The following is a 24169-nucleotide window of genomic DNA, read 5'->3' as shown; positions in this document are numbered from 1 at the left end:
CATAAAATTTATTAAAATTTAAAACAATTAATTGATTATTAGAGATTAAAACATGTTAACAAAGATTTTAACCAAAGTTTTTGGTAGTCGTAATGACCGCACGTTACGCCGCTTACGTAAAGAAGTTGAAAAAATTAACCGCCTTGAGCCAGACTTCGAAAAATTATCTGATGATGAGCTAAAAGCAAAAACGGTGGAGTTTCGTGAACGTTTAACGAAAGGTGAAAGCTTAGAAAGCATCATTCCTGAAGCATTTGCAACTGTTCGTGAAGCCAGTAAACGTGTATTTGGTATGCGCCACTTTGATGTACAGCTTATTGGTGGGATGGTACTGAATGAACGCTGTATCGCTGAAATGCGTACAGGGGAAGGTAAAACATTAACGGCAACATTGCCCGCTTATATCAACGCGTTAAGTGGCAAAGGAGTTCACGTAGTTACGGTGAATGACTACTTAGCCAAACGTGATGCTGAAAATAACCGTCCATTATTTGAATTTTTAGGCCTAACGGTAGGTATCAACCTGCCAGGTATGGCTCCTCCTGCAAAACGTGAAGCGTACGCGGCAGATATCACTTACGGTACGAATAATGAATTTGGTTTCGACTACTTACGCGACAACATGGCATTTAGCCCTGAAGAGCGTGTTCAACGCAAATTGCATTATGCATTGGTGGATGAGGTCGACTCCATTCTTATCGATGAAGCACGTACACCGCTGATTATTTCAGGCCCTGCAGAAGACAGCTCTGAATTGTACCAAAAAGTAGATAAACTTATTCCACATCTACAACGTCAAGAGAAAGAAGATTCAGACACTTTCCAAGGGGAAGGCCACTTCTCTGTTGATGAAAAAGCACGTCAAGTGACCATAACTGAACGTGGGCTGGTATTAATCGAAGAGCTTCTGGTAAAAGAAGGTTTAATGGATGAAGGTGAGTCCCTATATTCGCCTTCTAACATCATGTTAATGCACCATGTAATGGCAGGTTTGCGTGCACATGCGTTGTTTACCTTAGACGTTGATTATATTGTAAAAGATGGTCAAATCGTCATTGTTGATGAACACACCGGCCGTACAATGGAAGGGCGTCGTTGGTCTGACGGTTTACACCAAGCAGTTGAAGCGAAAGAAGGGGTTGAAATTCAAAATGAAAACCAAACCTTAGCTTCTATTACTTTCCAGAATTATTTCCGTTTATATGAAAAACTTGCAGGTATGACGGGGACTGCGGATACCGAAGCATTTGAGTTTAGTTCAATTTATAAACTAGATACAATTGTTATCCCAACTAACCGTCCAATGGTTCGTAAAGACTTACCTGATCTCGTTTATATGAACGAAACTGATAAGTTTGCAGCAATTATTGAAGATATTCGCGAAAGAACCGCCAATGGACAACCAGTTCTTGTTGGTACGATTTCTATCGAGAAATCTGAATTGATTTCTAATGCATTGAAAAAAGCCAAAATTGCTCATAATGTTTTGAATGCTAAATTCCACGCAATGGAAGCGGATATCATCGCGAATGCAGGTCAAGCTGCTGCCGTGACGATCGCAACTAACATGGCAGGTCGTGGTACTGACATTATGTTAGGTGGTAGCTGGCAAACTGAGGTTGCAGCATTAGAAGAGCCAACCCAAGAGCAAATCGATGAGATCAAAGCAAACTGGAAAGTACGCCATGATGCAGTATTAGCGGCGGGTGGTTTGCATATTATCGGTACAGAGCGTCATGAGTCACGTCGTATCGATAACCAGTTACGTGGTCGTGCGGGTCGTCAAGGGGATGCGGGTTCATCTCGTTTTTACCTATCTATGGAAGATGCGCTGATGCGTATTTTTGCCTCAGACCGCGTTACTGGAATGATGAAAAAGTTAGGTATGAAACCGGGTGAAGCTATCGAGCACCCATGGGTGACTAAGGCTATCGCTAACGCACAGCGTAAAGTTGAAAGCCGCAACTTTGATATTCGTAAACAGTTACTTGAATATGATGATGTTGCAAGTGACCAGCGTCGTGCTATTTATACTCAACGTAATGAATTACTTGATGGCGGTGATATTAAAGAAACGGTTGATAGCATTCGTGAGGATGTGTTAACCACAACTATGGATGCCTATATTCCACCTCAATCACTTGAAGAAATGTGGGATATTGAAGGTTTACATCAGCGTTTAGTCAATGATTTTGACCTCGATTTACCAATCAAAGAGTGGTTAGACAAAGAGCCTGAGTTACACGAAGAAACATTGCGTGAACGCATTATGGCAAAAGCGATTGAAGTTTATGGTCGTAAAGAAGAAATTGTTGGCGCAGAAGCGATGCGTAATTTCGAAAAAGGTGTCATGTTGCAAACATTAGACACGTTATGGAAAGAGCACTTAGCGTCAATGGATTACTTACGCCAAGGCATTCATTTGCGTGGTTATGCGCAAAAAGATCCTAAGCAAGAATACAAACGTGAATCTTTCAGCATGTTTGCTAACATGCTTGAAGCCTTGAAATATGAAGTCATTAGCACTTTATCTAAGGTACAAGTTCGTTTACCTGAAGAGGTTGAAGCATTAGAGCAACAGCGTCGTGAAGAAGCTGAGCGTTTAGCGAAAAGGCAACAATTAAGCCATGAAGCAGGTGCTGAATCTTTAATGACTGAAAATGAAGCTAAAATTGCAACTCAAGGTCATAAAATTGGTCGTAATGATCCTTGTCCTTGTGGTTCAGGTAAAAAATATAAGCAATGTCACGGTCGCTTAAACTAGTTCATCATTAACTCTAATATAAAGAAAAGGCGGGGTAACCCGCCTTTTTGACGAAAAAATTATGGAAAAAAAACATTTACATATCGCAGCTGGGATCATTCGTAATTCTCAGGAAAAAATTTTTATTACTAAACGGCCTGAAGGCTCACACATGGCTGGTTTTTGGGAGTTTCCTGGCGGAAAACTTGAAACTAATGAATCTCCTGAAGCAGCATTAGTTCGTGAGCTTGAAGAAGAAGTTGGAATTATAGTGACTAAGAGTGAGTTATTTCATCGCGTTGATCATGAGTTTGATGATCGTTTCATTACACTCTATTTTTTCGTAGTTTCTTCGTGGGAAAATGAACCGTATGGTAAAGAAGGGCAAGACTCGCGTTGGGTTTATCAACATGATCTTATTGCAGATGAATTCCCTCCAGCAAATCGTATCATTGTTGATTTATTAACGCAGAGAAGTGATCAACATAATAGCTGATATTGATATTAAGTGGAAAATACACAATGATATATTTTCCACTTAATTTTATGCTGTCGCGACTTAACGTATTATTTATCTGGTTGTTCGCTCCAATCATCGCTGTCAGATATATCCCCTTGGCTAGCAATTCGTTTCTCTTCACTAGCCCACTCACCAAGGTCAATAAGTTGACAACGTTTACTGCAAAATGGCCGGAAAGGGCTATTTTCATTCCAAACAACGATCTTTTTACATGTAGGGCAATTTACTTCAATGATTTCACTCATAAATATATATCTCTAGCTAGCAACAGGATAACTCAAAATTAATAACATCTGGAAGTATACCATTCTCACTGTCGATATGTAGAAAGCGTAAGGCAAATCGTGTTTTATGGCCTGAAATTTGCGGGTAAATGAGATGTTCAATGGATAATTTGATGCGTAGTAACTCTTTACCCTCGACATTATCTTGATAGAAACCATTATGAGATTCTTTTATCTCAAAATTTCCACTTTGTCGAATTAATGTAAGAACGGTGTTTAATGCATTCTTCAGTGGGTCGAGGCTTTGTAACCATCCATTGATGGACTTATTTCGCTCGATCTGTGAAATGTTCAACCAAAGCTGTAGTGTGGGGAGATCAAAACTACAGCAGCCACCAGGGATGCTTAAACGTTGACGTACCATACTGATAATTTTATCTGTTCGTAAATGGTGGCCAAAACGTGGGGCTGACATTAATTTGGAGATTGTTTCAGATAATTGTTCAAGCAATGTAGAAATTAATTGGTTATCGGCATTAGGCGCTTCGGCCCAATTCGCTAACTGGATCCGTTGTTTTTCGAGCTCTTTCATGAGCTCAGAACGTACCTCTCCTCTATCTAGAATTTCAATTAGTTCTGAAACAGAACGGAAAAAGGCAATACCAGTAGAGTAGGAAGTAATATTACTTAGCTCATAAATTTGAGATAAAAGTGTTTCAAGGCGCAGCCACGAACGAATTTTTTCATTCATTGGGTATTCATAAGTAATAAAATTTGTTGCAATTAATTCGCCCATTTTAATTCCTATTTTTTTATTTTTGCTAGCGTTAAGTACTGGTTATGAAAAGCAGCGACCTTGCCTGAGAGATCCGTATCATGAGAATGGTTTGTTATTATATCATTGGCATAATTAAGTCGTTTTTCACGGCTAACTTGTGCATTAAGTATATTAGTAACTTGTTCTAAACTGGTCTTATCTCTTTTTAATGTACGCTGAATTTGCTCTTCAGTAGTAACATCAACAACTAATACCCTATCAGCCAAATGATGAATATTATTTTCAATTAATAAAGGGACTACCCATAACACATAAGGGTAATTTATTTGCTGAAATTGCTTTTGTGTTTCTTGCTGGATCAATGGATGAAGCAAAGCATTCAGCCATTTTTTTTCATCGGGCTTGGAAAAAATAATTTCCCTTAAGCGTTGTCTATTTAGCTCTCCGTTCGGAAGAATAACACCCTTACCAAAGTGGCGTGTAATGCTTTCTAAGGCAGGGGTATTTGGCTCAACAACCTGCCGAGCAATCACATCTGCATCAACTAGGGGGACTCCAAGTTTAGCAAATTCATTTGCAACGGTTGTTTTACCACTTCCAATACCACCAGTTAAAGCAACTATATAAGGCATATGATTATTCATTTACTCGTTGAAAAAAAATAGATTACACTGAAATAAATCATTTGTCTTCATCCAAAGTAATATTACGATGAATAGGTTAAAAAACAAATTTTTATATAAAATATTTAAGGTGAAATACCATATTCATATCTACATAAAATTATTTATAACTCAGTTATAACATTTCCTAAGTTAAATATCGGTAGATACATTGCTAACATGATCATTCCTACCAGTATAGCAATTAAAAGGAGTAAAATAGGTTCAAGATTTTTTAAGTTTCTTTCTGTAATAAAAACATATTGCTCTGAATAATATTTGAATAAATAATTTGAGAAATAGTGTATTTTTCCAGATTCTTCGGCAATAGACATTAGCTGTACAGATAAATCAGGGAAAAATTTGGTTTGCTTCATTGCACAGGACAGTAATTCTCCTCTATGTACCGACATATGTACGTATTTACAGTCTTTTTGGTATTGAGGATTGCTGATAGTTTGAATTGTACATTTTAAGCATTCAGATAATGACAATCCTACGTTAATAGTTGAGTGCATCGTTAAGAAATATAGGCTTAAATTATGAAACTGTAATGATTTTTTGAATATGGGTAGGTGCATGATTGTTCTTTTCAATAGAACTAATATTTTCATCTTAAATTTAAATGCTATAAAGGATGCAAATAATGAAGTAATAAATAAATAGGAGGAATAATCTCGTAGGGAGTTAGAGATAAAGGTTATTATTTTTGTGATGAGAGGTAATTCATGTGTAACATTTTCATAGATACTCTCAAATTGGGGGACGACATAGAACATCATAATGAATAATAATATTATTGAGAATACAGAAAGGATTATTGGGTATCGTATTGACTTGTTGATAAGTAGTGATGTTCTATTATTATGCTCTAAAATTTTGTTGATTGTACTAAAGCTTTCCTCATATTGACCTGTTTTTTCTGCAATGGTAATAATACTTATTACTGTGTCATCAAAGATTATTGGGTATTTTTGTAAGTACTGTGAGAGTTTTTCTCCTTTTTCAATATGAATTATTGAGTTCTCAATAATATCAATCCAAAAGGGGAGTTGGCAGTTGGTCTGTAATATTTTCAAACATTGTACAAGATTAATACCGGATGAGGATAATAAAGATAACTGATGAAAAAAATGAATTCTATAATTAATGTTGTTTTTGTCTAAAGTGAATATTGTTTTTAGCTTTATGTGTATAGGAATTAAGTTCCTTTCAGATATGTTGATGAAAGCCTGCTTTTTACTCTTCGCTATTAGCGTACTATGTGTTAGTTGATCGTTAAAATCAATGGCGCTATATGAATAAATAAACATGTTAACTCACTCCATTTCCGATAATGGAATAGATTTCTTGAAGAGTTGTTTCACCCATTTCAACAAGTTCTATACCTGCATTAAAAAGACTAATAAAATTATTTGGATTCTCTAATGTATTCTTTGTGAGTATTTCACAGATGCTTTTATGGTCGATATATTCATAAACTGCGGTTCTCCCCATAAAGCCAGAAAAACAGAGTTCACACCCTTTTGCGGACCATTCATTTATTATATGGTTAGCGTGTAGTTTGGTTTTCTTAGGTATTGCTTCTTTGCAGTGAGGGCAAAGTTTTCGTACCAGTCTTTGTGCAATGACCATTTTGAGACAAGATTTTAGTTGGCTATTTTCTATCCCTAGTTGGTTCATTCTCTCTATTGCACTGAATGTACAATTTGTGTGTAATGTAGACAAAACTAGATGGCCAGTTTGAGCTGCTCTAGTCGCTATTTTGGCTGTTTCTTCATCACGAATTTCACCGATCATAATGACATCCGGGTCTTGTCGCAGAAGTGCTCTTAAAATAAAAGAGAAATTAAGTTTGTATTTTTCATTAACTTGGGTTTGATTAATTCCTTGTAGTGGAATTTCAATTGGGTCCTCAATGGTTGTTATATTTCTTGAGGACTGATTTAAATATTCTAGGTAACTATAAAGAGTTACTGTTTTACCGCTTCCTGTGGGCCCTGTAACTAAGATTAGCCCTTGTGGTCGATTTAAATATTCTTTTAATGAATCAAGAAGGGAAGAGCACATCCCTATGTGCTCTAAAGAATATTTTAATTGTGTATTCAAAATACGTAGGACTAATTTTTCACCGTGAATTGTCGGAATACTTGAAAGACGAATGCTATAATTTTGCCCGTCAAAGTACCAACTCATTTGGCCATCTTGTGGAAGTCTTTTTTCCGCAATATTCATTTTTGCGAGTATTTTTATACGAGCAATAACTTCACTATTAATCTCATAAGGAGGAGAAGGAATAAAATATAGTTTTCCATCGACTCGTAATCTAATTTTCAACCCATGCTTAGTCGGTTCAAGGTGTATATCCGATGAACGTTTATGAACCGCTGTTTTTAGTAATTCATCCACAAAGTTAATCGCAGGGGATGAAGTATTTAATGGCTCGGGTTCTTTTGGTTGATAATGGGTCTCCTCCTCTTTTATTTCATGTATTGTATTATTGAAATAATGGTCTATTTTTTCTTTTGGCCAAATGTCATAGCATACAGGGACGCTAGCAATAAATTTTAATGTGGCTATTAAATTATCATCCGGTTTTTTAACTACAGCGATAGATAACCGTTTTTGATTATAGTCGATGATTATAATGTAATTCCTATCACATAGACTCTTAAGTTCTTTATAAATAAATTGATCGTTTCTAGCTATATTCATATGTATGTTTCCAATTAAAATACAAAGGTTTTTTCGCACAATGACTTTAATTTGATATTATTTTTGTTTTCACAAGCAACTGCCCAATTAAAGGGAGCATTTAAGGATGGAATGGTTGGTGTTAATGTAACCTTTAAGCCTGCTAGTGATTTATCTGTGGAGAATGTAATAACGCCTGATTTAACTTCTATTTTGCTAATATATCTCCCGGTTATATTGGTAGGGATATCATCATTGCCCCCGTTGCATTGTGATAAACTACCCCGGTTAAAACTACATATTTCTACACTGTTTTTATAAGGGATGACGGTTTGGAGCACATCAGTAATCGCTGCTTTTTGCATATAGCTTTGATAGCCAGGGATCGCAATAGCACTTAGAATTGATATAATTGCAATTACTACCATAATTTCAATGAGTGAAAATCCTTGTTGATTCATAAATAAAAACCTCCGTTGTTAAGTGAGGTTTTATCATAATTAGATTTTTTAGTTAAAGTTAGAGGTTAAAAAAAGCAGTGCGAAGCACTTTGTAAATGTTTATTGAAAAATAGATCAGATTGCATTTTTCTTCGAGCAGCTTCGCAATAAATAATAAAGATAAAATAGAAAGTGGGATTTGTTGATAAATTAAGTGAAGATAAATGTGCCTGTTTTGTATTCACGGGTAAGATCAATAGAGATATTACCCGGAGTAATAATTGAATCACTAATTATTTAATTTACTTTTATAATGCGTCCAATCAAAAAATGGTCCAGGATCTGTTTTGCGATCAGGAGCAATATCACTGTGACCAGTAATATTATTTTTAATTAGTGGGTATTCAATTGTAAGCAAATTAGTTAAATAAGTTAGGGACTGATACTGTTCTTCTGTAAATGGATCAAAATCAGTACCTTCTAGTTCAATACCAATAGAGAAATCGTTACATTTTTCATGGCCCTGGTAAGAAGACTGGCCTGCATGCCAAGCTCGTAAATGAAAAGGGACATATTGAATAATTGTACCATCACGGCGTATTAGGCAATGAGCTGAAACACGAAGGTGTTTAATTTCATTAAAAAATGGATGTTCATCAGGGTTTAAAGTCCCTGTAAATAATTGATTTATATAAGGGCCACCAAATTGACCCGGTGGAAGGCTGATATTATGAATGACTAGAAGAGAAGGTATGGCATTAGTGGGGCGCTCATCATGATGTGGAGAAGGGATATGAGTCACATTATTTAGCCAACCATTATGTATTTTCATATCGTTATCCATAGTATTCTCTTTTCTTTTTTGTTAGCACTCGTTATCTGCAAACGGAAAGATTAGCATAGATGAAACGAAGCGAGTGTATATTTTGGAGTTAAAAATGACTATACGGCGATATGATGAACAACAAAGACGCGAAAAACTTTTTGAGCGGTTACAGATTGATATTCCTTTTATGGTCAGTGTGGCTTTGAAAGAGGACTTAGGTCAATCTGTTGATTATAAAAAGGATATTACTGGTCAGTTGTTAAATGCGGATAGGCAAGCGAGTGCTCGAATTATTACTCGTGAACAAGGTGTTTTTTGCGGTAAGCAATGGTTAGATGAAGTCTTTCTTCAACTTGGCGGGCAAGTCAAAATTGATTGGAAGGTTCAAGATGGTGAAACCGTGGCTCCTAATCAAGTTCTTTGTGAGATGCATGGCCCATCACAAATTTTATTAACTGGTGAGCGCACGGCTTTGAATTTTATTCAAACGCTTTCTTCTGTTTCAAGTATAACTGCTGAATATGTAAAACAAATCACAGGTACAAGAGCGAAGTTACTTGATACACGTAAAACTATCCCAGGCTTAAGGACCGCTTTAAAATATGCAGTATTGATGGGGGGAGGGTTTAACCATCGCCTAGGTTTATCTGATGCTTACTTAATAAAAGAAAACCACATTATATCGGCCGGTTCAGTTGAACGAGCTGTTGAACTAGCACGTAACGCACATCCTGATGTCCCAATTGAAATTGAAGTTGAAAGCTTAGATGAGCTATTACGAGCCCTGAAAGCGCAAGCTGATATCATTATGTTAGATAACTTTACTCCAGTTATGATGAAAGAAGCTGTCGTGTTAACCGCAGGAAAAGCCGCACTTGAAGTTTCCGGTGATGTCACATTAGCAACGATAAAAGAATTCGCAGAAACAGGGATTGATTTTATTTCTGTTGGTGCGTTAACCAAGCATATTAAAGCCATGGATTTGTCTATGCGTTTTATTGATAAGAATGGGTAATTGATCTAATTAATCAATTCGGGATGCCTTAGCCATAGTATTGCTAATAAAGCTTTAATACACGTTATCTATTCGTGTTAAGTCGGATGTGGGCATCCTACTTACTTATCGCCTAACTGTACTTTGATATTGATTTAAATATCTAAGGGGTTGCAACGAATTAAGGGATTACCACGAAATATTTGTAGTTCCTCATCAATCGAAACATTACTGCATTTTTTTTGTTCATCAATAAATTGAAACATTACAGCGCTATTTTATTTTCTACATCAATTTTATTCTAAGGTAATGGATAGGCTTGAATGTAAATCTATCAAATAAATTTTAGTTAAGTTTGGGTTGAACTGTTTTGTTAACATAAAACTAACACACTTGCAGTCTTGGGGAGTAAAAATTGCTATTAAGGGGGTTGCTTGTTTTTAAATTCATTAATTGTGAATTTAAATTCACTCAACTGGTTGCTTTAACGGTTCAGTTTTTGCATTTTAGCATAAAAAATCGTTTTTAATGTTAAAATATGTCATGCTAAATTACATATTAGGTTATCAATTCATGCTAAATTTTAAAAAAATTTGTTAAGATTTGCAGGATTTTATGATTTAGCGCAAGGTCTTTATGGACAGATAGTGAATACTTTGTTACTTTATTAACCCATAAATAAATTGGTATTACCAATTAACACTGGGTAATACGTAATCAATAGTTACTCACTTATGAATATGGCAGATTATGACTTACGGTAAAATTCGCCAACCAAAGTTATCAGATGTAATAGAGCAGCGTCTCGAACATCTTATTTTCGAAGGGACATTACGCCCTGGCGAAAAGCTGCCCCCTGAACGCGAACTTGCAAAGCAGTTTGACGTATCTCGACCATCAGTGCGTGAAGCAATTCAAACGTTAGAGGCGAAAGGCCTTTTATCTCGCCGCCAAGGTGGCGGAACCTTCGTACAAAAAAAAATGTGGCAAAGCTTTAGTGACCCTTTGGCTCAGCTACTTGAAGGCAATCCTGAATCTCAATTTGATCTCCTTGAAACTCGCCATGCCCTTGAAGGTATTGCAGCTTATTATGCAGCACTTCGTGGCACAGATGAGGATCTTGAACGGATTCGCCAAAGCTATGAATTAATTAAGACAGCGCAAGAAAATGGTGGGCTAGAAGCAGAGTCAGACGCAGTATTACAATATCAACTCATTGTGACTGAAGCTGCTCATAATGTCGTTTTATTACACCTTTTGCGTTGTATGATCCCGATGTTAGAACAAAATATTCGTCAGAATTTCGAGTTCTTATATACCCGTAAAGAAATGTATAAAGCAGTTAGTGAACATCGAGCACAGATTTTTGCCGCTATAATGGCAAGAGAACCTGAAAAAGCACGTGAAGCTTCTCATCGTCATTTAGCCTTTATCGAAGATCTACTGTTGGATATTAGCCGAGAGCAAACTCGCAGAGAACGTTCTTTACGTCGGTTACAGCAACATCCTGATTTGAATTAATAATATAGATCCTGACTGCTGCGTCTATATTATTGTGAGTACTCTAATTAAGAGTTAAAGCGGCAACTACATCAGGGCCTATCTTCCTGCTGTTTTACAGCAATGAGGAAAATAGCAGGAAGATAGGCTCCACATAAACATATAAAATAGATAACAGATAAGGAATACACCATGTCAGATATGTTAAAAAATGACGTGGATCCGATTGAAACTCGCGACTGGCTACAGGCGATTGAATCGGTCATCCGTGAAGAAGGTGTTGATCGTGCTCAGTTTATTATCGAACAGGTATTAAGCGAAGCACGTAAAGGCGGTGTTAATATTGCCGCTGGTGCATCTGGTCATTCTGATTACATCAACACAATAGCTGTTGAAGATGAGCCGGCATACCCTGGTAACATGGATTTAGAGCGCCGTATTCGCTCTGCAATTCGTTGGAACGCAGTGATGACTGTTTTACGCGCTTCCAAAAAAGACTTAGAACTGGGTGGCCACATGGCTTCTTTCCAGTCATCAGCAACTTTATATGAAGTGTGCTTTAACCACTTCTTCCGTGCACATAATAACAATGACGGCGGAGATTTAGTCTTCTTCCAAGGTCATATCTCTCCTGGTATTTACGCACGTGCGTTCTTGGAAGGCCGCTTAACTGAAGAGCAAATGAACAACTTCCGTCAAGAAATTGGTGGAAATGGTCTGTCTTCTTATCCACACCCTAAATTAATGCCTGACTTCTGGCAGTTCCCGACTGTGTCAATGGGACTGGGGCCAATTAATGCTATCTATCAAGCTAAATTCCTGAAATACCTTGATAACCGTGGGCTGAAAGATACATCAGCTCAGCGTGTATATGCATTCCTTGGTGACGGTGAGATGGATGAGCCAGAATCTAAAGGTGCAATTACTATCGCAACTCGCGATAAATTAGATAACTTAGTTTTTGTTATCAACTGTAACCTGCAACGTTTAGATGGCCCAGTTACTGGTAATGGTAAAATTGTTAATGAACTAGAAGGTATCTTTAATGGTGCTGGCTGGCAAGTTATCAAAGTTATGTGGGGCGACCGTTGGGATGAATTACTGCGTAAAGATACGAGCGGTAAACTTGTTCAACTGATGAACGAAACCTTAGATGGCGACTACCAAACCTTTAAATCACGTGACGGTGCATACGTTCGTGAACACTTCTTTAATCGTTACCCAGAAACTGCAGCATTAGTTAAAGATATGACTGATGATGAGATTTGGGCTCTGAACCGTGGTGGTCACGATCCGAAGAAAGTGTATGCTGCATTCCAAAAAGCCAAAGAAACTAAAGGCAAACCGACTGTTATTTTAGCGCAAACCATCAAAGGTTATGGTATGGGTGAAACTGCAGAAGGTAAAAACATTGCTCACCAAGTGAAGAAAATGAACATGGATGGCGTTCGTCATTTCCGTGATCAGTTCAATGTGCCTGTTGCTGATGAGCAAATTGAAAAACTGCCATACATTACGTTTGAAAAAGATTCCGAAGAGTACAAATATCTACATGAACGCCGTCAAGCGTTAGGTGGTTATTTGCCAGCTCGTCGTTCAACCTTTGATGAAAAATTAGATATTCCTGCACTGGCAGATTTCAGCCAATTATTGGAAGAACAATCTAAAGAAATTTCAACAACTATCGCGTTCGTTCGTGCGTTGAACGTCATGTTGAAAAACAAATCGATCAAAGAACGTTTAGTACCAATCATCGCTGATGAAGCGCGTACATTTGGTATGGAAGGTCTATTCCGTCAAATCGGTATCTATAGTCCTAAAGGTCAGCAATATACTCCGCAAGATCGTGAGCAAGTTGCTTACTATAAAGAAGACTCTAAAGGTCAAATTCTGCAAGAAGGTATCAATGAGCTGGGTGCGGGTTCTTCTTGGTTAGCGGCTGCGACATCATACAGCACTAACAACCTGCCGATGATCCCATTCTATATCTACTACTCAATGTTTGGTTTCCAACGTATTGGCGACTTGATGTGGGCAGCGGGTGACCAACAAGCACGTGGTTTCTTAATTGGTGGTACTTCAGGCCGTACAACACTGAATGGTGAAGGTCTACAGCATGAAGATGGCCATAGCCATATTCAATCACTGACTATTCCTAACTGTATTTCTTATGACCCAGCTTTCGCTTACGAAGTTGCGGTGATCATGCAAGACGGCTTAGAGCGTATGTACGGTGAGAAACAAGAAAACGTTTATTACTACATCACGACGCTGAATGAAAACTACCACATGCCAGCAATGCCAGAAGGCGTAGAAGAAGGTATCCGTAAAGGTATCTATAAACTGGCTTCTGTTGAAGGTAGCAAAGGTAAAGTTCAGCTATTAGGTTCAGGTTCGATGATGCGCCACGTGCGTGAAGCAGCGGATATTCTGTCTGCTGAATATGGAATTGGTTCTGATGTCTATAGCGTGACTTCATTCACTGAATTGGCACGTGATGGTCAAGATTGTGAGCGTTGGAACATGTTGCACCCATCTGAGGCACCACGTGTTCCTTATATTGCACAAGTTATGAACGATGCACCAGCAGTCGCATCAACTGACTACATGAAACTGTTTGCAGAACAAGTTCGTACTTATGTTCCTGCAAGTGATTACCGCGTTCTGGGTACAGATGGTTTCGGTCGTTCAGACAGTCGTGAAAACCTGCGTCACCACTTTGAAGTGGATACATCCTATGTGATTGTTGCAGCGTTAGGTGAATTAGCTAAACGTGGTGAGATTGATGTAAAAGTCGTTGAAGAAGCGATTAAAAAATACAACATCAACCCAGATAAAGTTAACCCACGTTTGGCATAAGAGGTAAAAATCAATGTCTATTGAAATCCAAGTGCCTGATATCGGTGCTGATGAAGTTGAAGTCACCGAAGTGATGGTTAAAGTTGGCGACAAAGTAGAAGCTGAGCAATCGCTTATTACCGTTGAAGGTGATAAAGCTTCTATGGAAGTCCCATCTCCACAAGCGGGTGTGGTAAAAGAAATTAAAATTGCTGTTGGCGATAAAGTGACAACAGGCAAATTAATCATGGTATTCGAAGCGGAGGCGGGTGCAGCAGCGCCAGCTCCTGCAGAAGCCCCAGCAGCTCCAGCGGCAGCAGCAAGCGCAGCGGTATCGAAAGATGTTGCTGTACCAGATATCGGTGGCGATGAAGTTGAAGTTACTGAAATTATGGTTAAAGTTGGTGACACGGTTACGGCTGAGCAATCTTTAATCACTGTTGAAGGCGATAAAGCCTCAATGGAAGTTCCTGCACCATTTGCGGGAACCGTTAAAGAAATTAAAATTGCAACCGGTGATAAAGTGAAAACTGGCTCACTGATTATGGTCTTTGAAGTTGCAGGCGCGGCTCCTGTAGCGGCTCCGGCTGCTCAAGCTGCAGCGCCATCAGCGCCAGCTGCTTCAGCGGTTAAAGATGTCAACGTACCAGATATCGGTGGTGATGAAGTTGAAGTCACTGAAGTGATGGTAAAAGTGGGTGATACCGTTTCTGCTGAGCAATCAATCATTACCGTTGAAGGCGACAAAGCATCAATGGAAGTTCCTGCACCATTTGCGGGAACCGTTAAAGAAATTAAGATTGCGACTGGCGATAAAGTGAAAACTGGCTCGCTGATCATGACCTTTGAAGTGGCAGGTGCAGCTCCAGCAGCGGCTCCAGTAGCTCAGTCATCTGCTCCGGCTCCTGCGGCCACTCCAGCACCAGCAGCGCCAGCAAAAACAACTGACAGCAAAACTGAATTTGTTGAAAACGATGCATACATCCATGCAACACCAGTTATTCGCCGCTTAGCGCGTGAATTTGGTGTTAACTTAGCGAAAGTTAAAGGCACAGGCCGTAAAGGCCGTATCCTGCGTGAAGACGTTCAAGCTTACGTGAAAGATGCCGTAAAACGTGCGGAAGCTCCTGCAGCAGCAGGTGGCGGTTTACCTGGTATGCTGCCATGGCCGAAAGTGGACTACAGCAAATTTGGTGAAGTTGAAGAAGTTGAACTGGGTCGTATCCAAAAAATCTCTGGTGCTAACCTGAGCCGTAACTGGGTAATGATCCCACACGTTACGCTGATGGAAGAAGTGGATACTACTGAAGTTGAAGAATTCCGTAAGCAACAAAATAAAGAAGCTGAAAAGAAAAAACTGGATGTGAAAATCACACCATTAGTTTTTGTCATGAAAGCGGTTGCTCGTGCTTTGGAAGAAATGCCGCGCTTTAATAGCTCTATTTCTGAAGATGCGCAGCGCCTGTTCCTGAAAAAATATATCAACATCGGTATTGCGGTAGATACACCAAATGGCTTAGTTGTTCCTGTCTTCAAAGACGTAAACAAAAAAGGCATTTTAGAGTTATCTCGCGAACTGATGGAAGTTTCTAAGAAAGCGCGTGCAGGTAAATTGACTGCGTCTGATATGCAAGGTGGCTGCTTCACGATTTCAAGCCTTGGTGGTATCGGAACAACTGGTTTTGCACCAATCGTGAACGCACCAGAAGTTGCAATTATGGGGCTGTCACGTTCTTCAATGAAACCTGTTTGGAATGGTAGCGAGTTTGTTCCTCGCTTGATCCTGCCAATGTCACTGTCCTTCGACCATCGTGTAATCGATGGTGCTGATGGAGCTCGCTTCATCACCCTAGTAGGGCAATTAATGAGCGATATTCGCCGTTTAGTGATGTAAATAATAAGACCGGCGAATAAGCCGGTCTGTTTTATTTAGGCTGGGGCAGAATTTTTTGCTGCCGCTACGAAAGGTTGGGAGTTACATCACGAAATGAGCCTTTTCAGGGTGTTAACAATTCTGTAAACTGCTCTCAGTGTGTACTTTTCCAGTGGAAGATCGTTTATTCAGCAGTACCGCTGGACAAAACAAAAAGAGGTCATGATGAGTACTGAAATTAAAGCCCAAGTGGTTGTGCTTGGTGCAGGCCCTGCAGGCTATTCTGCGGCTTTCCGTTGCGCTGACTTAGGTTTAGAAACTGTTTTAGTAGAACGTTATTCAACCCTTGGTGGTGTTTGTTTAAACGTTGGTTGTATTCCTTCTAAAGCGTTATTGCATGTTGCAAAAGTGATCGAAGAAGCAAAAGCTTTAGCAGAACATGGTATCGTTTTTGGTGAGCCAAAAACTGACATTTCCAAAGTTCGCTTATGGAAAGAAAAAGTCATTAATCAGCTGACGGGTGGTCTGGCTGGTATGGCTAAAGGCCGTAAAGTTACCGTAGTTAACGGCTTCGGTAAATTCACAGGTGCCAACACGCTGGTTGTTGAAGGTGAAAATGGTAGCACAACTATCAATTTCGATAACGCAATCATTGCTGCGGGTTCCCGTCCAATTCAATTACCATTCATTCCACATGAAGACCCACGTATTTGGGATTCAACAGATGCATTAGAACTGACTGAAGTTCCTGAGCGTCTGCTGGTTATGGGTGGGGGTATCATCGGTTTAGAAATGGGGACTGTGTATCATGCACTGGGTTCTCAAATCGATGTGGTTGAAATGTTTGACCAAGTCATCCCAGCAGCTGACAAAGATGTGGTTAAAGTATTCACCAAACAAATCAGTAAAAAATTCAATCTGCTGTTAGAAACTAAAGTAACGGCAGTTGAAGCGAAAGAAGACGGTATCTACGTTTCTATGGAAGGTAAAAAAGCTTCTGCAGAACCACAACGTTATGATGCAGTATTAGTGGCAATCGGTCGTGTTCCTAACGGTAAAAACTTGGATGCAGGCAAAGCAGGCGTTGAAGTTGATGACCGTGGCTTTATCCGTGTGGATAAACAAATGCGCACTAACGTTCCACACATCTTCGCTATTGGTGATATCGTTGGTCAACCAATGTTGGCTCACAAAGGTGTTCATGAAGGTCACGTTGCCGCAGAGGTTATCTCTGGTCTGAAACATTACTTTGACCCGAAAGTTATTCCATCCATCGCCTATACTGAGCCAGAAGTTGCATGGGTTGGTTTAACTGAGAAAGAAGCGAAAGAACAAAATATCAGCTATGAAGTTGCAACTTTCCCATGGGCTGCGTCAGGTCGTGCAATTGCATCTGACTGCTCAGAAGGTATGACTAAACTGATTTTCGACAAGCAATCTAACCGTGTTATCGGTGGGGCGGTTGTCGGCGTGAACGGTGGTGAATTACTGGGCGAAATCGGCTTAGCAATTGAAATGGGTTGTGATGCAGAAGACTTAGCATTAACTATCCATGCTCACCCAACACTGTACGAATCAATCGGTATGGCTGCTGAAATTTACGAAGGTAGCATTACTGATTTACCAAACGCAAAAGCGAAAAAGAAAAAATAATTTTCTTTAATCGCATAGATAAACAGTATCTCTAGTATGCTGTTTATCACCAAAGCGAATTGAAGCCAATGTGGAAACACGTTGGCTTTTTTTTGTTTTTGTGAATATAAACAATTAGTCACATGCTTTTATCCAATTATTTATTAAAATCAATATTAATCATTTTATAAGTAATGTGTATTTAATTTTAAATAATAGAATGTTTATTAATAATAACAGTTAGTTGACTATAAAAATATTAAATTCTAATTTCTTTATTCTATTTTTTATTGATAACTAATAAGGAAGTTAGTTTATGGATGATGTGACACATCTAGGTACAATAACTGTATGGGGAAACAATCCAAGAGAACATCTTAATGATTATTTTAATAATTATGATAATGCTCATGAAGATATTGATTTAACTGGGAGGTATGAAAAATTAAAATGTATTTTACATGAAAATCTTTATGATAATATAAAACTAACTGACATTCATGATGATGTTAATAATCACAAAGTCGACATTTTTAAAAATCCTTCGATTAAAATTAAGGATAATTTAAAATCTAAACAAACATTAATTGAAAATGATTTAATTATATTGAGAAAGGATATTGCGGAGATTGAAAAATCGCCTGGCTGGAAATTTATCATTGATCCACAAAAATATCCATGTACGTACAAATGGCATTTTCAATCTTCAGACTCCTCAAAATTAAAAATTTCAGCAACCTTTAAATTTCGCACAATTGAAGATAGAGACAGGCTCCTCGCAGATGATTTTGACGATAATATACCGGGTATACCGAGGTTTCCTTTTGATAATATAGATCTATATATAGATGCGGTTAATAAGCGAGCTGACCGTGATGCTAGAAATCAATTGCTCGAAATTAAGAGACAACATAAAAATATTACGGATAAAATTCAGTTTAATGTAAATGAATTAAATAAGCTGAAAATAGCCCAAAGTAGTGTATTTGCCGTTCCCACACCGAATGTTCCTACATTACCTCATGGCGTTGGTTCAAATTCACAAGTAACACAAACAGCAGATAGCAGTATTGCAAAAGGTATCGAAAAGGCATTAGGTAATATTCGCGATGGCCTAGCGGAAACGTTTGATTGCTCTTTTGGCATGAGTTGCTCAAATGATTTAGATAAAACAGCAAAAAATCCAAATGTTGGGAAAGAGTTATCAAATTCAGATAAAGTAGAGGCAGGGGGCTCTGGGGCAGGAGGACCGGAGGGGTGGGAACCTGATGAGTTCTCTATAAAAAATAATGATCTTCCTTCTAAAGAAGAACTAAAGCAAGCAGCATCAGAAATCAATCGCAATGGTTTAACAAATGCTGGCAGATCGCTCCAAAAGCATGGGGGTAGGGAAGGATCTGCATACTCATATTCCAACCAAAAAGCTTCAGTATTGAATCAGGAAGCTAGAGCATTAATCGATGAAATATTAGATAATCCAAATGTAATAATAAGACCTAGAACTATTTATGAAAATAGGAAAAGAATTGAAGTGATTGATGCTAAATCACCTGATGGTCGGGTATTAAGATTTAGTATAGATGGTAAGAAATTTATTGTTTTTAGAGAGCCATAATGTTTGCAAATGATTGATGGGGGGATTTTATGTTGGAATACAGTGTTGGAAGTTCTTTAAGCCGAGATGATTTATATGCTGAGCTCTCTTTTAATGATGTTCAGTGGGGGGAAATTTCACTGTCTGAAGATAAGAAAGAGGTGAAAATTATTATTTATCCTGACTCGGGTTTTTTAGAATTTAATTACAGTGAATTTTTATTATTGATAGAGAAAGCTAAAGATCATCTTTTACGTTTAGAACCTTTAGTTTAATTTCCGCATAAGCAGGTTGGTTCCTCCATTTTTAGCGTGGGGGAACCAAAGTGGCAGAGTCATTAATGTGAAAATTAAATGTGGTTGGAGTAAGAGGTGACTAGGCTTAATTATAGTATTAGTGATAAACAGACGAGCAAATTTATAAGCTTATTAACTTTAGGTGTATTAACTGCATTAGATAAAAATTTGATATCGATTGATGAGGCAGAAGGATTTGTTTTCAAACCTTATTTGGCTAAACTACTCGAACAAATGGGTTCAGATGAAAAATTAATAGGGATAATTAACCTAGGTTGCGAATTGGACGATGTTGAATGTTTAATTCCAGAACAGCTCCAAGCTAGTATTGAGGAATTAATACAGAAAACCATCACAGTAATTTCACAAAGTGAAGATTTTGGTCGGTTAATTGATAAAGAAATTAATATTATTGATGACTAACTAAATGTTTAGAAATATAAATTGAAACATTTGAAAAGAACATAAATGAAATTAAGAATGGTAAAGGTTAAAATATGAAAATAGAACTGAGTCTACTGGAAGAGGCTATAGTAGCCATTTTCAAAGAAATGAAAGTACAGGGAATGGATAATATAGACTTAGATGCAGATTTTTATTGGAATGTACCTTCTGAATCTATTTATGATATTTACAATGAGCCGGCTCAGTTAGATATTGGGCAGTTAGAAGCTGATTATGAGATGTTATGTAAAGCTAAAGAAAATGAACTACTCGTAAAATATAACTTAAAAAATATATCAGCCATTCTTCGTTATTTATCAGAAAAACACGCAAAATGATCTGACTTGATGATGCTCAAGGCGTAAGCAATCGCTGGTTTGGCCATTGTTTACACCTTATCTACATTTACTAACTTTCAATCATTGGTGTAAGCTAAAACAAAATAATACCTATTAATAAGAAAGCGCTATGGAACTAAAACCCACTGCAATTTTAATTCATGTCCCTGATGTTCAAGCAGGTTTGGCTTGGTATCAGCAAGCTTTTCCACAAGCAAAGGCAGAATACTTGCCTGAATTTGATTTCACCTTACTGCATGTCGGAGACTTCACGATAGAGGTGGTGCAAGCGGATAAAAAAGTCAGTGAAGGGAAAAAAGGAACGGTATTGTATTGGCAAGTCGATAATTTTGATTTGGCTTTTGAGCATTTCACTCAACTAGGGGCAAAACTGTACCGCGGGCCAATGTTAATAGATGGTAACAACCGAATGTGCCAACTTGAAGACCCGTTTGGCAATTTAATTGGTTTAAAAGGGCGGTAAAATCCATTAAAACCTTTAAAAGGATTAAAACCAATCGCAATGATTTACCTTATCAATTAGTAATATAAATAAAATTGCGATAAAAAATATAATTTGTGATAGCTGATGAAAAAAGGCACTAATTAGGGTGCTTTAAATTTTAAAATGCATTATAAAAAGTATGGTTTTTTCGGCATTTTACGATGATTAATAGTATCTTAAGCTGAAAAATAACCAGTAATGAAGTGTTAAGGCGTAAAGTTAGTAGTTAAATGTTGCTTTCTTGTGAATGAATTAACATTACGTTTAAATTCTGCTATGCTGATCGCCCGAAGCTGGGCATAATTTTACCGCCATTGAGATTATGCGAGCAAATTCCTCTGACCTGGCACCGGATGATAATTTTGTCAGTATGGTGCAGACAGCCGGGTATACAAATTACAATGAAGCGAGGAGAACGTCGTGCTAGAAGAATACCGTAAGCACGTAGCCGAGCGTGCCGCTCAAGGGATTGTCCCTAAGCCATTAGATGCGTCACAAGTAGCTGCACTGGTAGAGTTACTCAAAAACCCACCCAAAGGTGAAGAAGATTTCCTGTTAGACCTGCTGACCAACCGCGTCCCCCCTGGTGTTGACGAAGCAGCGTACGTAAAAGCTGGATTTTTAGCCGCGATAGCTAAAGGCGAAACTTCCTCTTCTCTTATCTCCCCTGAAAAAGCCATTGAACTGCTAGGGACTATGCAGGGCGGATATAACATCCATGCACTAATTGAAGCGTTGGATGACGAAAAACTTGCGCCAATCGCCGCTAAAGCACTTTCCCACACCTTACTGATGTTTGATAACTTCTACGACGTGGAAGAAAAAGCGAAAGCGGGAAATGTTCACGCGAAACAAGTTATTGAATCATGGGCAAATGCCGAGTGGTTCAAAGAGCGCCCTGCGTTAGCTGAAAAAATGACCGTAACTGTGTTCAAAGTGACTGGTGAAACTAACACAGATGACTTATCGCCAGCTCCTGATGCATGGTCACGTCCAGATATCCCATTACACGCATTAGCAATGCTGAAAAACGCACGCGATGGTATTGAACCAGACGATGCGGGTAATGTTGGCCCAATCAAGCAAATTGATGCGCTGAATAAGAAAGGTTTCCCACTAGCTTACGTGGGTGACGTTGTCGGTACTGGTTCTTCTCGTAAATCAGCGACTAACTCCGTGCTATGGTTTATGGGTGACGATATTCCATTTGTGCCAAATAAACGTGGCGGTGGGGTAGTATTGGGCGGCAAAATTGCACCCATCTTCTTTAATACAATGGAAGATGCGGGCGCATTACCAATTGAAGTGGACGTTTCTAAACTGAATATGGGTGATGTAATTGACATCTATCCATTTAAAGGTGAAGTGCGTAACCATGAAACGGGTGAGCTACTCGAAACATTCGAATTAAAAACAGATGTGCTGATTGACGAAGTCCGTGCGGGTGGTCGTATTCCACTGATTATCGGCCGTGGTTTAACCAGCAAAGCACGTGAATCTCTGGGCTTAGAAGCAACAGATGTATTCCGTCACGCGAAATCCGTTGCACAAAGCAACCGTGGTTTCTCATTAGCACAAAAAATGGTTGGTCGTGCTTGCGGTCGCCCAGGTATTCGCCCTGGTGAATACTGTGAGCCAAAAATGACCTCTGTAGGTTCACAAGATACAACTGGCCCAATGACCCGTGATGAGCTGAAAGACTTGGCTTGTCTTGGTTTCTCTGCAGATTTGGTTATGCAGTCATTCTGCCACACTGCTGCGTATCCAAAGCCTGTTGACGTCACAACGCACCATACCTTACCTGATTTCATCATGAACCGTGGTGGTGTTTCTCTGCGTCCAGGCGATGGTATTATTCACTCTTGGTTAAACCGTATGCTATTACCTGATACCGTCGGTACAGGTGGTGACTCCCATACGCGCTTCCCAATTGGTATTTCATTCCCTGCGGGTTCTGGTTTGGTCGCATTTGCTGCAGCAACAGGGGTAATGCCTCTGGATATGCCTGAGTCAGTACTGGTTCGCTTTAAAGGTGAAATGCAGCCGGGTATCACATTACGTGACCTTGTTCATGCAATCCCACTGTATGCAATCAAAGATGGTTTACTGACCGTAGAGAAAAAAGGTAAGAAAAACATTTTCTCTGGCCGTATCTTAGAAATCGAAGGTTTGCCTGAGCTGAAAGTTGAACAAGCGTTTGAATTAGCGGATGCGTCAGCAGAGCGTTCAGCAGCGGGTTGTACTATCAAATTAGATAAAGCGCCAATTATCGAATACCTGCAATCGAATATCGTTCTATTAAAATGGATGATAGCAGAAGGCTATGGTGATCGTCGTACTATTGAACGCCGTATCAAAGGGATGGAAAGCTGGTTAGCGGATCCACAACTGCTAGAAGGTGATGCAGATGCGGAATACGCAGCAGTCATTGAAATTGACCTGAATGACATCAAAGAGCCAATTCTGTGTGCACCAAATGACCCAGATGACGCACGTTTATTGTCTGATGTGCAAAACGAGAAAATTGATGAAGTCTTCATCGGTTCTTGTATGACAAACATTGGCCACTTCCGTGCAGCAGGTAAGTTATTGGATTCCCACAAAGGCCAATTACCAACGCGTTTATGGGTTGCGCCACCAACTAAGATGGACGCAGCACAATTAACTGAAGAAGGTTACTACAGCGTCTTTGGTAAGAGTGGTGCGCGTATTGAAGTTCCAGGGTGTTCACTGTGTATGGGTAACCAAGCACGTGTAGCTGATGGAGCAACGGTCGTTTCCACTTCAACGCGTAACTTCCCGAACCGTTTAGGGACAGGTGCGAATGTTTACCTCGCATCAGCAGAACTGGCAGCGGTAGCCTCTTTATTAGGTCGTTTACCAACACCAGCAGAATATCTGCAATTTATGGATAAGGTCGATGAAACAGCAGCGGATACCTACCGTTACTTGAACTTTGACCAGTTATCACAATATACCGAAAAAGCGGATGGCGTGATTTTCCAAACAGCCGTGTAATAAGGTAATATTAATTATGGAGGCTCCTAATGTTAGGGGCCTTTTTTAATTGGGTGTATTCGCTAAATATATTCAGAAATTTCGATTAAATTTAAATCGACATCACGTAAGTAAATAGATCTAATTGCTCCAGTAGCACCAGTCCGATTCACCGGCTCTTCGATAATTTTTATACCTTGTTGTTCAATATGCTTTTGCACGTCATTACTCAATTTTATTTTTTCTGTTGGTAATACCTCTCAACAAAGCG

Annotated in this window: 20 protein-coding genes and 1 pseudogene; 13 read left to right on the top strand and 8 right to left on the bottom strand. The window is 38.9% G+C overall.

Annotated features, from left to right (window positions below):
* Nucleotides 1-52: 52 nt before the first annotated feature.
* Together secA and mutT are read left to right on the top strand one after the other, a co-directional pair.
* Nucleotides 53-2764 (top strand): preprotein translocase subunit SecA, encoded by a 2712-nt coding sequence (gene secA / locus CYG50_RS12930; RefSeq protein ID WP_102137399.1) that lies wholly within the window; start codon nucleotides 53-55, stop codon nucleotides 2762-2764.
* A 61-nt stretch (nucleotides 2765-2825) separates the two neighbouring features.
* Nucleotides 2826-3239: an 8-oxo-dGTP diphosphatase MutT gene (gene mutT, locus CYG50_RS12925; protein WP_102137400.1), complete on the top strand. Its 414-nt coding sequence runs from the start codon at nucleotides 2826-2828 to the stop codon at nucleotides 3237-3239.
* A 71-nt stretch (nucleotides 3240-3310) separates the two neighbouring features.
* Here the strand turns inward: mutT and yacG are convergent, their stop codons facing one another.
* From yacG to ampD, 7 genes are all read right to left on the bottom strand, one after another.
* Nucleotides 3311-3508: a DNA gyrase inhibitor YacG gene (gene yacG, locus CYG50_RS12920; protein ID WP_004262008.1), complete on the bottom strand. Its 198-nt coding sequence runs from the start codon at nucleotides 3506-3508 to the stop codon at nucleotides 3311-3313.
* A 16-nt stretch (nucleotides 3509-3524) separates the two neighbouring features.
* Entirely contained in the window at nucleotides 3525-4283 is a 759-nt protein-coding gene (zapD, locus tag CYG50_RS12915; RefSeq protein WP_102137401.1) for a cell division protein ZapD, read from the bottom strand.
* An 8-nt stretch (nucleotides 4284-4291) separates the two neighbouring features.
* Nucleotides 4292-4897 (bottom strand): dephospho-CoA kinase, encoded by a 606-nt coding sequence (gene coaE, locus CYG50_RS12910; protein WP_102137402.1) that lies wholly within the window; start codon nucleotides 4895-4897, stop codon nucleotides 4292-4294.
* A 155-nt stretch (nucleotides 4898-5052) separates the two neighbouring features.
* Nucleotides 5053-6240 carry a type II secretion system F family protein gene (locus CYG50_RS12905; RefSeq protein ID WP_102137403.1) on the bottom strand — a complete coding sequence of 396 codons (1188 nt, stop codon included), beginning with the start codon at nucleotides 6238-6240 and terminating at the stop codon, nucleotides 5053-5055.
* Nucleotide 6241: 1 nt separating this feature from the next.
* Nucleotides 6242-7642 (bottom strand): ATPase, T2SS/T4P/T4SS family, encoded by a 1401-nt coding sequence (locus CYG50_RS12900; protein ID WP_102137404.1) that lies wholly within the window; start codon nucleotides 7640-7642, stop codon nucleotides 6242-6244.
* 14 nt (nucleotides 7643-7656) lie between these two features.
* On the bottom strand, nucleotides 7657-8082 hold the full coding sequence (gene ppdD, locus CYG50_RS12895) for a prepilin peptidase-dependent pilin (RefSeq protein ID WP_102137405.1): 426 nt from the start codon (nucleotides 8080-8082) through the stop codon (nucleotides 7657-7659).
* A gap of 268 nt (nucleotides 8083-8350) precedes the next feature.
* Nucleotides 8351-8893, bottom strand: coding sequence for a 1,6-anhydro-N-acetylmuramyl-L-alanine amidase AmpD (gene ampD / locus CYG50_RS12890; RefSeq protein ID WP_102137787.1), 543 nt, complete (start codon nucleotides 8891-8893; stop codon nucleotides 8351-8353).
* A 106-nt stretch (nucleotides 8894-8999) separates the two neighbouring features.
* Between ampD and nadC the strand changes: the two genes are divergently transcribed.
* From nadC to acnB, 11 genes are all read left to right on the top strand, one after another.
* A complete protein-coding gene (gene nadC, locus CYG50_RS12885) occupies nucleotides 9000-9902 on the top strand; it encodes a carboxylating nicotinate-nucleotide diphosphorylase (protein WP_102137406.1) in 903 nt (300 codons plus the stop codon).
* 729 nt (nucleotides 9903-10631) lie between these two features.
* The gene (gene pdhR, locus CYG50_RS12880) at nucleotides 10632-11402 is read left to right on the top strand and encodes a pyruvate dehydrogenase complex transcriptional repressor PdhR (protein ID WP_004261987.1); all 771 of its coding nucleotides are present in this window, start codon (nucleotides 10632-10634) and stop codon (nucleotides 11400-11402) included.
* 171 nt (nucleotides 11403-11573) lie between these two features.
* Nucleotides 11574-14240, top strand: a complete 2667-nt coding sequence (gene aceE / locus CYG50_RS12875) for a pyruvate dehydrogenase (acetyl-transferring), homodimeric type (RefSeq protein ID WP_102137407.1) — start codon at nucleotides 11574-11576, stop codon at nucleotides 14238-14240.
* A 13-nt stretch (nucleotides 14241-14253) separates the two neighbouring features.
* Nucleotides 14254-16113 carry a pyruvate dehydrogenase complex dihydrolipoyllysine-residue acetyltransferase gene (gene aceF / locus CYG50_RS12870; protein ID WP_102137408.1) on the top strand — a complete coding sequence of 620 codons (1860 nt, stop codon included), beginning with the start codon at nucleotides 14254-14256 and terminating at the stop codon, nucleotides 16111-16113.
* A 204-nt stretch (nucleotides 16114-16317) separates the two neighbouring features.
* Complete coding sequence (gene lpdA, locus CYG50_RS12865; protein WP_102137409.1) at nucleotides 16318-17745, top strand: dihydrolipoyl dehydrogenase; 1428 nt, start codon at nucleotides 16318-16320, stop codon at nucleotides 17743-17745.
* A gap of 295 nt (nucleotides 17746-18040) precedes the next feature.
* Nucleotides 18041-19339: a tRNase toxin domain-containing protein gene (locus tag CYG50_RS12860; RefSeq protein WP_102137410.1), complete on the top strand. Its 1299-nt coding sequence runs from the start codon at nucleotides 18041-18043 to the stop codon at nucleotides 19337-19339.
* Between the two features lie 29 nt (nucleotides 19340-19368).
* Nucleotides 19369-19593, top strand: coding sequence for a hypothetical protein (locus CYG50_RS12855; protein ID WP_102137411.1), 225 nt, complete (start codon nucleotides 19369-19371; stop codon nucleotides 19591-19593).
* Nucleotides 19594-19689: 96 nt separating this feature from the next.
* On the top strand, nucleotides 19690-20037 hold the full coding sequence (locus CYG50_RS12850; RefSeq protein WP_102137412.1) for a DUF3969 family protein: 348 nt from the start codon (nucleotides 19690-19692) through the stop codon (nucleotides 20035-20037).
* Between the two features lie 74 nt (nucleotides 20038-20111).
* Entirely contained in the window at nucleotides 20112-20396 is a 285-nt protein-coding gene (locus tag CYG50_RS12845; protein WP_102137413.1) for a hypothetical protein, read from the top strand.
* A 130-nt stretch (nucleotides 20397-20526) separates the two neighbouring features.
* Complete coding sequence (locus tag CYG50_RS12840) at nucleotides 20527-20880, top strand: VOC family protein (RefSeq protein WP_102137414.1); 354 nt, start codon at nucleotides 20527-20529, stop codon at nucleotides 20878-20880.
* Between the two features lie 441 nt (nucleotides 20881-21321).
* Nucleotides 21322-23919 (top strand): bifunctional aconitate hydratase 2/2-methylisocitrate dehydratase, encoded by a 2598-nt coding sequence (gene acnB / locus CYG50_RS12835; protein ID WP_102137415.1) that lies wholly within the window; start codon nucleotides 21322-21324, stop codon nucleotides 23917-23919.
* Nucleotides 23920-23981: 62 nt separating this feature from the next.
* Here acnB and CYG50_RS23140 read toward each other — a convergent pair.
* Nucleotides 23982-24125 (bottom strand): annotated as a pseudogene (locus CYG50_RS23140) (VOC family protein); the annotation flags it as partial.
* Between the last annotated feature and the right edge of the window lie 44 nt (nucleotides 24126-24169).

Origin of the sequence: Providencia huaxiensis (assembly GCF_002843235.3) — a bacterium.
Classification (GTDB): Bacteria; Pseudomonadota; Gammaproteobacteria; order Enterobacterales; family Enterobacteriaceae; genus Providencia; species Providencia huaxiensis.
Note: the sequence above shows the minus strand (reverse complement) of the source record. Positions and strands in the feature narration are given on the sequence as shown.

Bases quoted from the DNA above. Each gene is read 5' to 3' on its own strand.
- secA (WP_102137399.1), top strand. From the start codon at position 53: ATGTTAACAAAGATTTTAACCAAAGTTTTTGGTAGTCGTAATGACCGC.
- mutT (WP_102137400.1), top strand. From the start codon at position 2,826: ATGGAAAAAAAACATTTACATATCGCAGCTGGGATCATTCGTAATTCT.
- yacG (WP_004262008.1), bottom strand. From the start codon at position 3,508: ATGAGTGAAATCATTGAAGTAAATTGCCCTACATGTAAAAAGATCGTT.
- zapD (WP_102137401.1), bottom strand. From the start codon at position 4,283: ATGGGCGAATTAATTGCAACAAATTTTATTACTTATGAATACCCAATG.
- coaE (WP_102137402.1), bottom strand. From the start codon at position 4,897: ATGCCTTATATAGTTGCTTTAACTGGTGGTATTGGAAGTGGTAAAACA.
- CYG50_RS12905 (WP_102137403.1), bottom strand. From the start codon at position 6,240: ATGTTTATTTATTCATATAGCGCCATTGATTTTAACGATCAACTAACA.
- CYG50_RS12900 (WP_102137404.1), bottom strand. From the start codon at position 7,642: ATGAATATAGCTAGAAACGATCAATTTATTTATAAAGAACTTAAGAGT.
- ppdD (WP_102137405.1), bottom strand. From the start codon at position 8,082: ATGAATCAACAAGGATTTTCACTCATTGAAATTATGGTAGTAATTGCA.
- ampD (WP_102137787.1), bottom strand. From the start codon at position 8,893: ATGAAAATACATAATGGTTGGCTAAATAATGTGACTCATATCCCTTCT.
- nadC (WP_102137406.1), top strand. From the start codon at position 9,000: ATGACTATACGGCGATATGATGAACAACAAAGACGCGAAAAACTTTTT.
- pdhR (WP_004261987.1), top strand. From the start codon at position 10,632: ATGACTTACGGTAAAATTCGCCAACCAAAGTTATCAGATGTAATAGAG.
- aceE (WP_102137407.1), top strand. From the start codon at position 11,574: ATGTCAGATATGTTAAAAAATGACGTGGATCCGATTGAAACTCGCGAC.
- aceF (WP_102137408.1), top strand. From the start codon at position 14,254: ATGTCTATTGAAATCCAAGTGCCTGATATCGGTGCTGATGAAGTTGAA.
- lpdA (WP_102137409.1), top strand. From the start codon at position 16,318: ATGAGTACTGAAATTAAAGCCCAAGTGGTTGTGCTTGGTGCAGGCCCT.
- CYG50_RS12860 (WP_102137410.1), top strand. From the start codon at position 18,041: ATGGATGATGTGACACATCTAGGTACAATAACTGTATGGGGAAACAAT.
- CYG50_RS12855 (WP_102137411.1), top strand. From the start codon at position 19,369: ATGTTGGAATACAGTGTTGGAAGTTCTTTAAGCCGAGATGATTTATAT.
- CYG50_RS12845 (WP_102137413.1), top strand. From the start codon at position 20,112: ATGAAAATAGAACTGAGTCTACTGGAAGAGGCTATAGTAGCCATTTTC.
- CYG50_RS12840 (WP_102137414.1), top strand. From the start codon at position 20,527: ATGGAACTAAAACCCACTGCAATTTTAATTCATGTCCCTGATGTTCAA.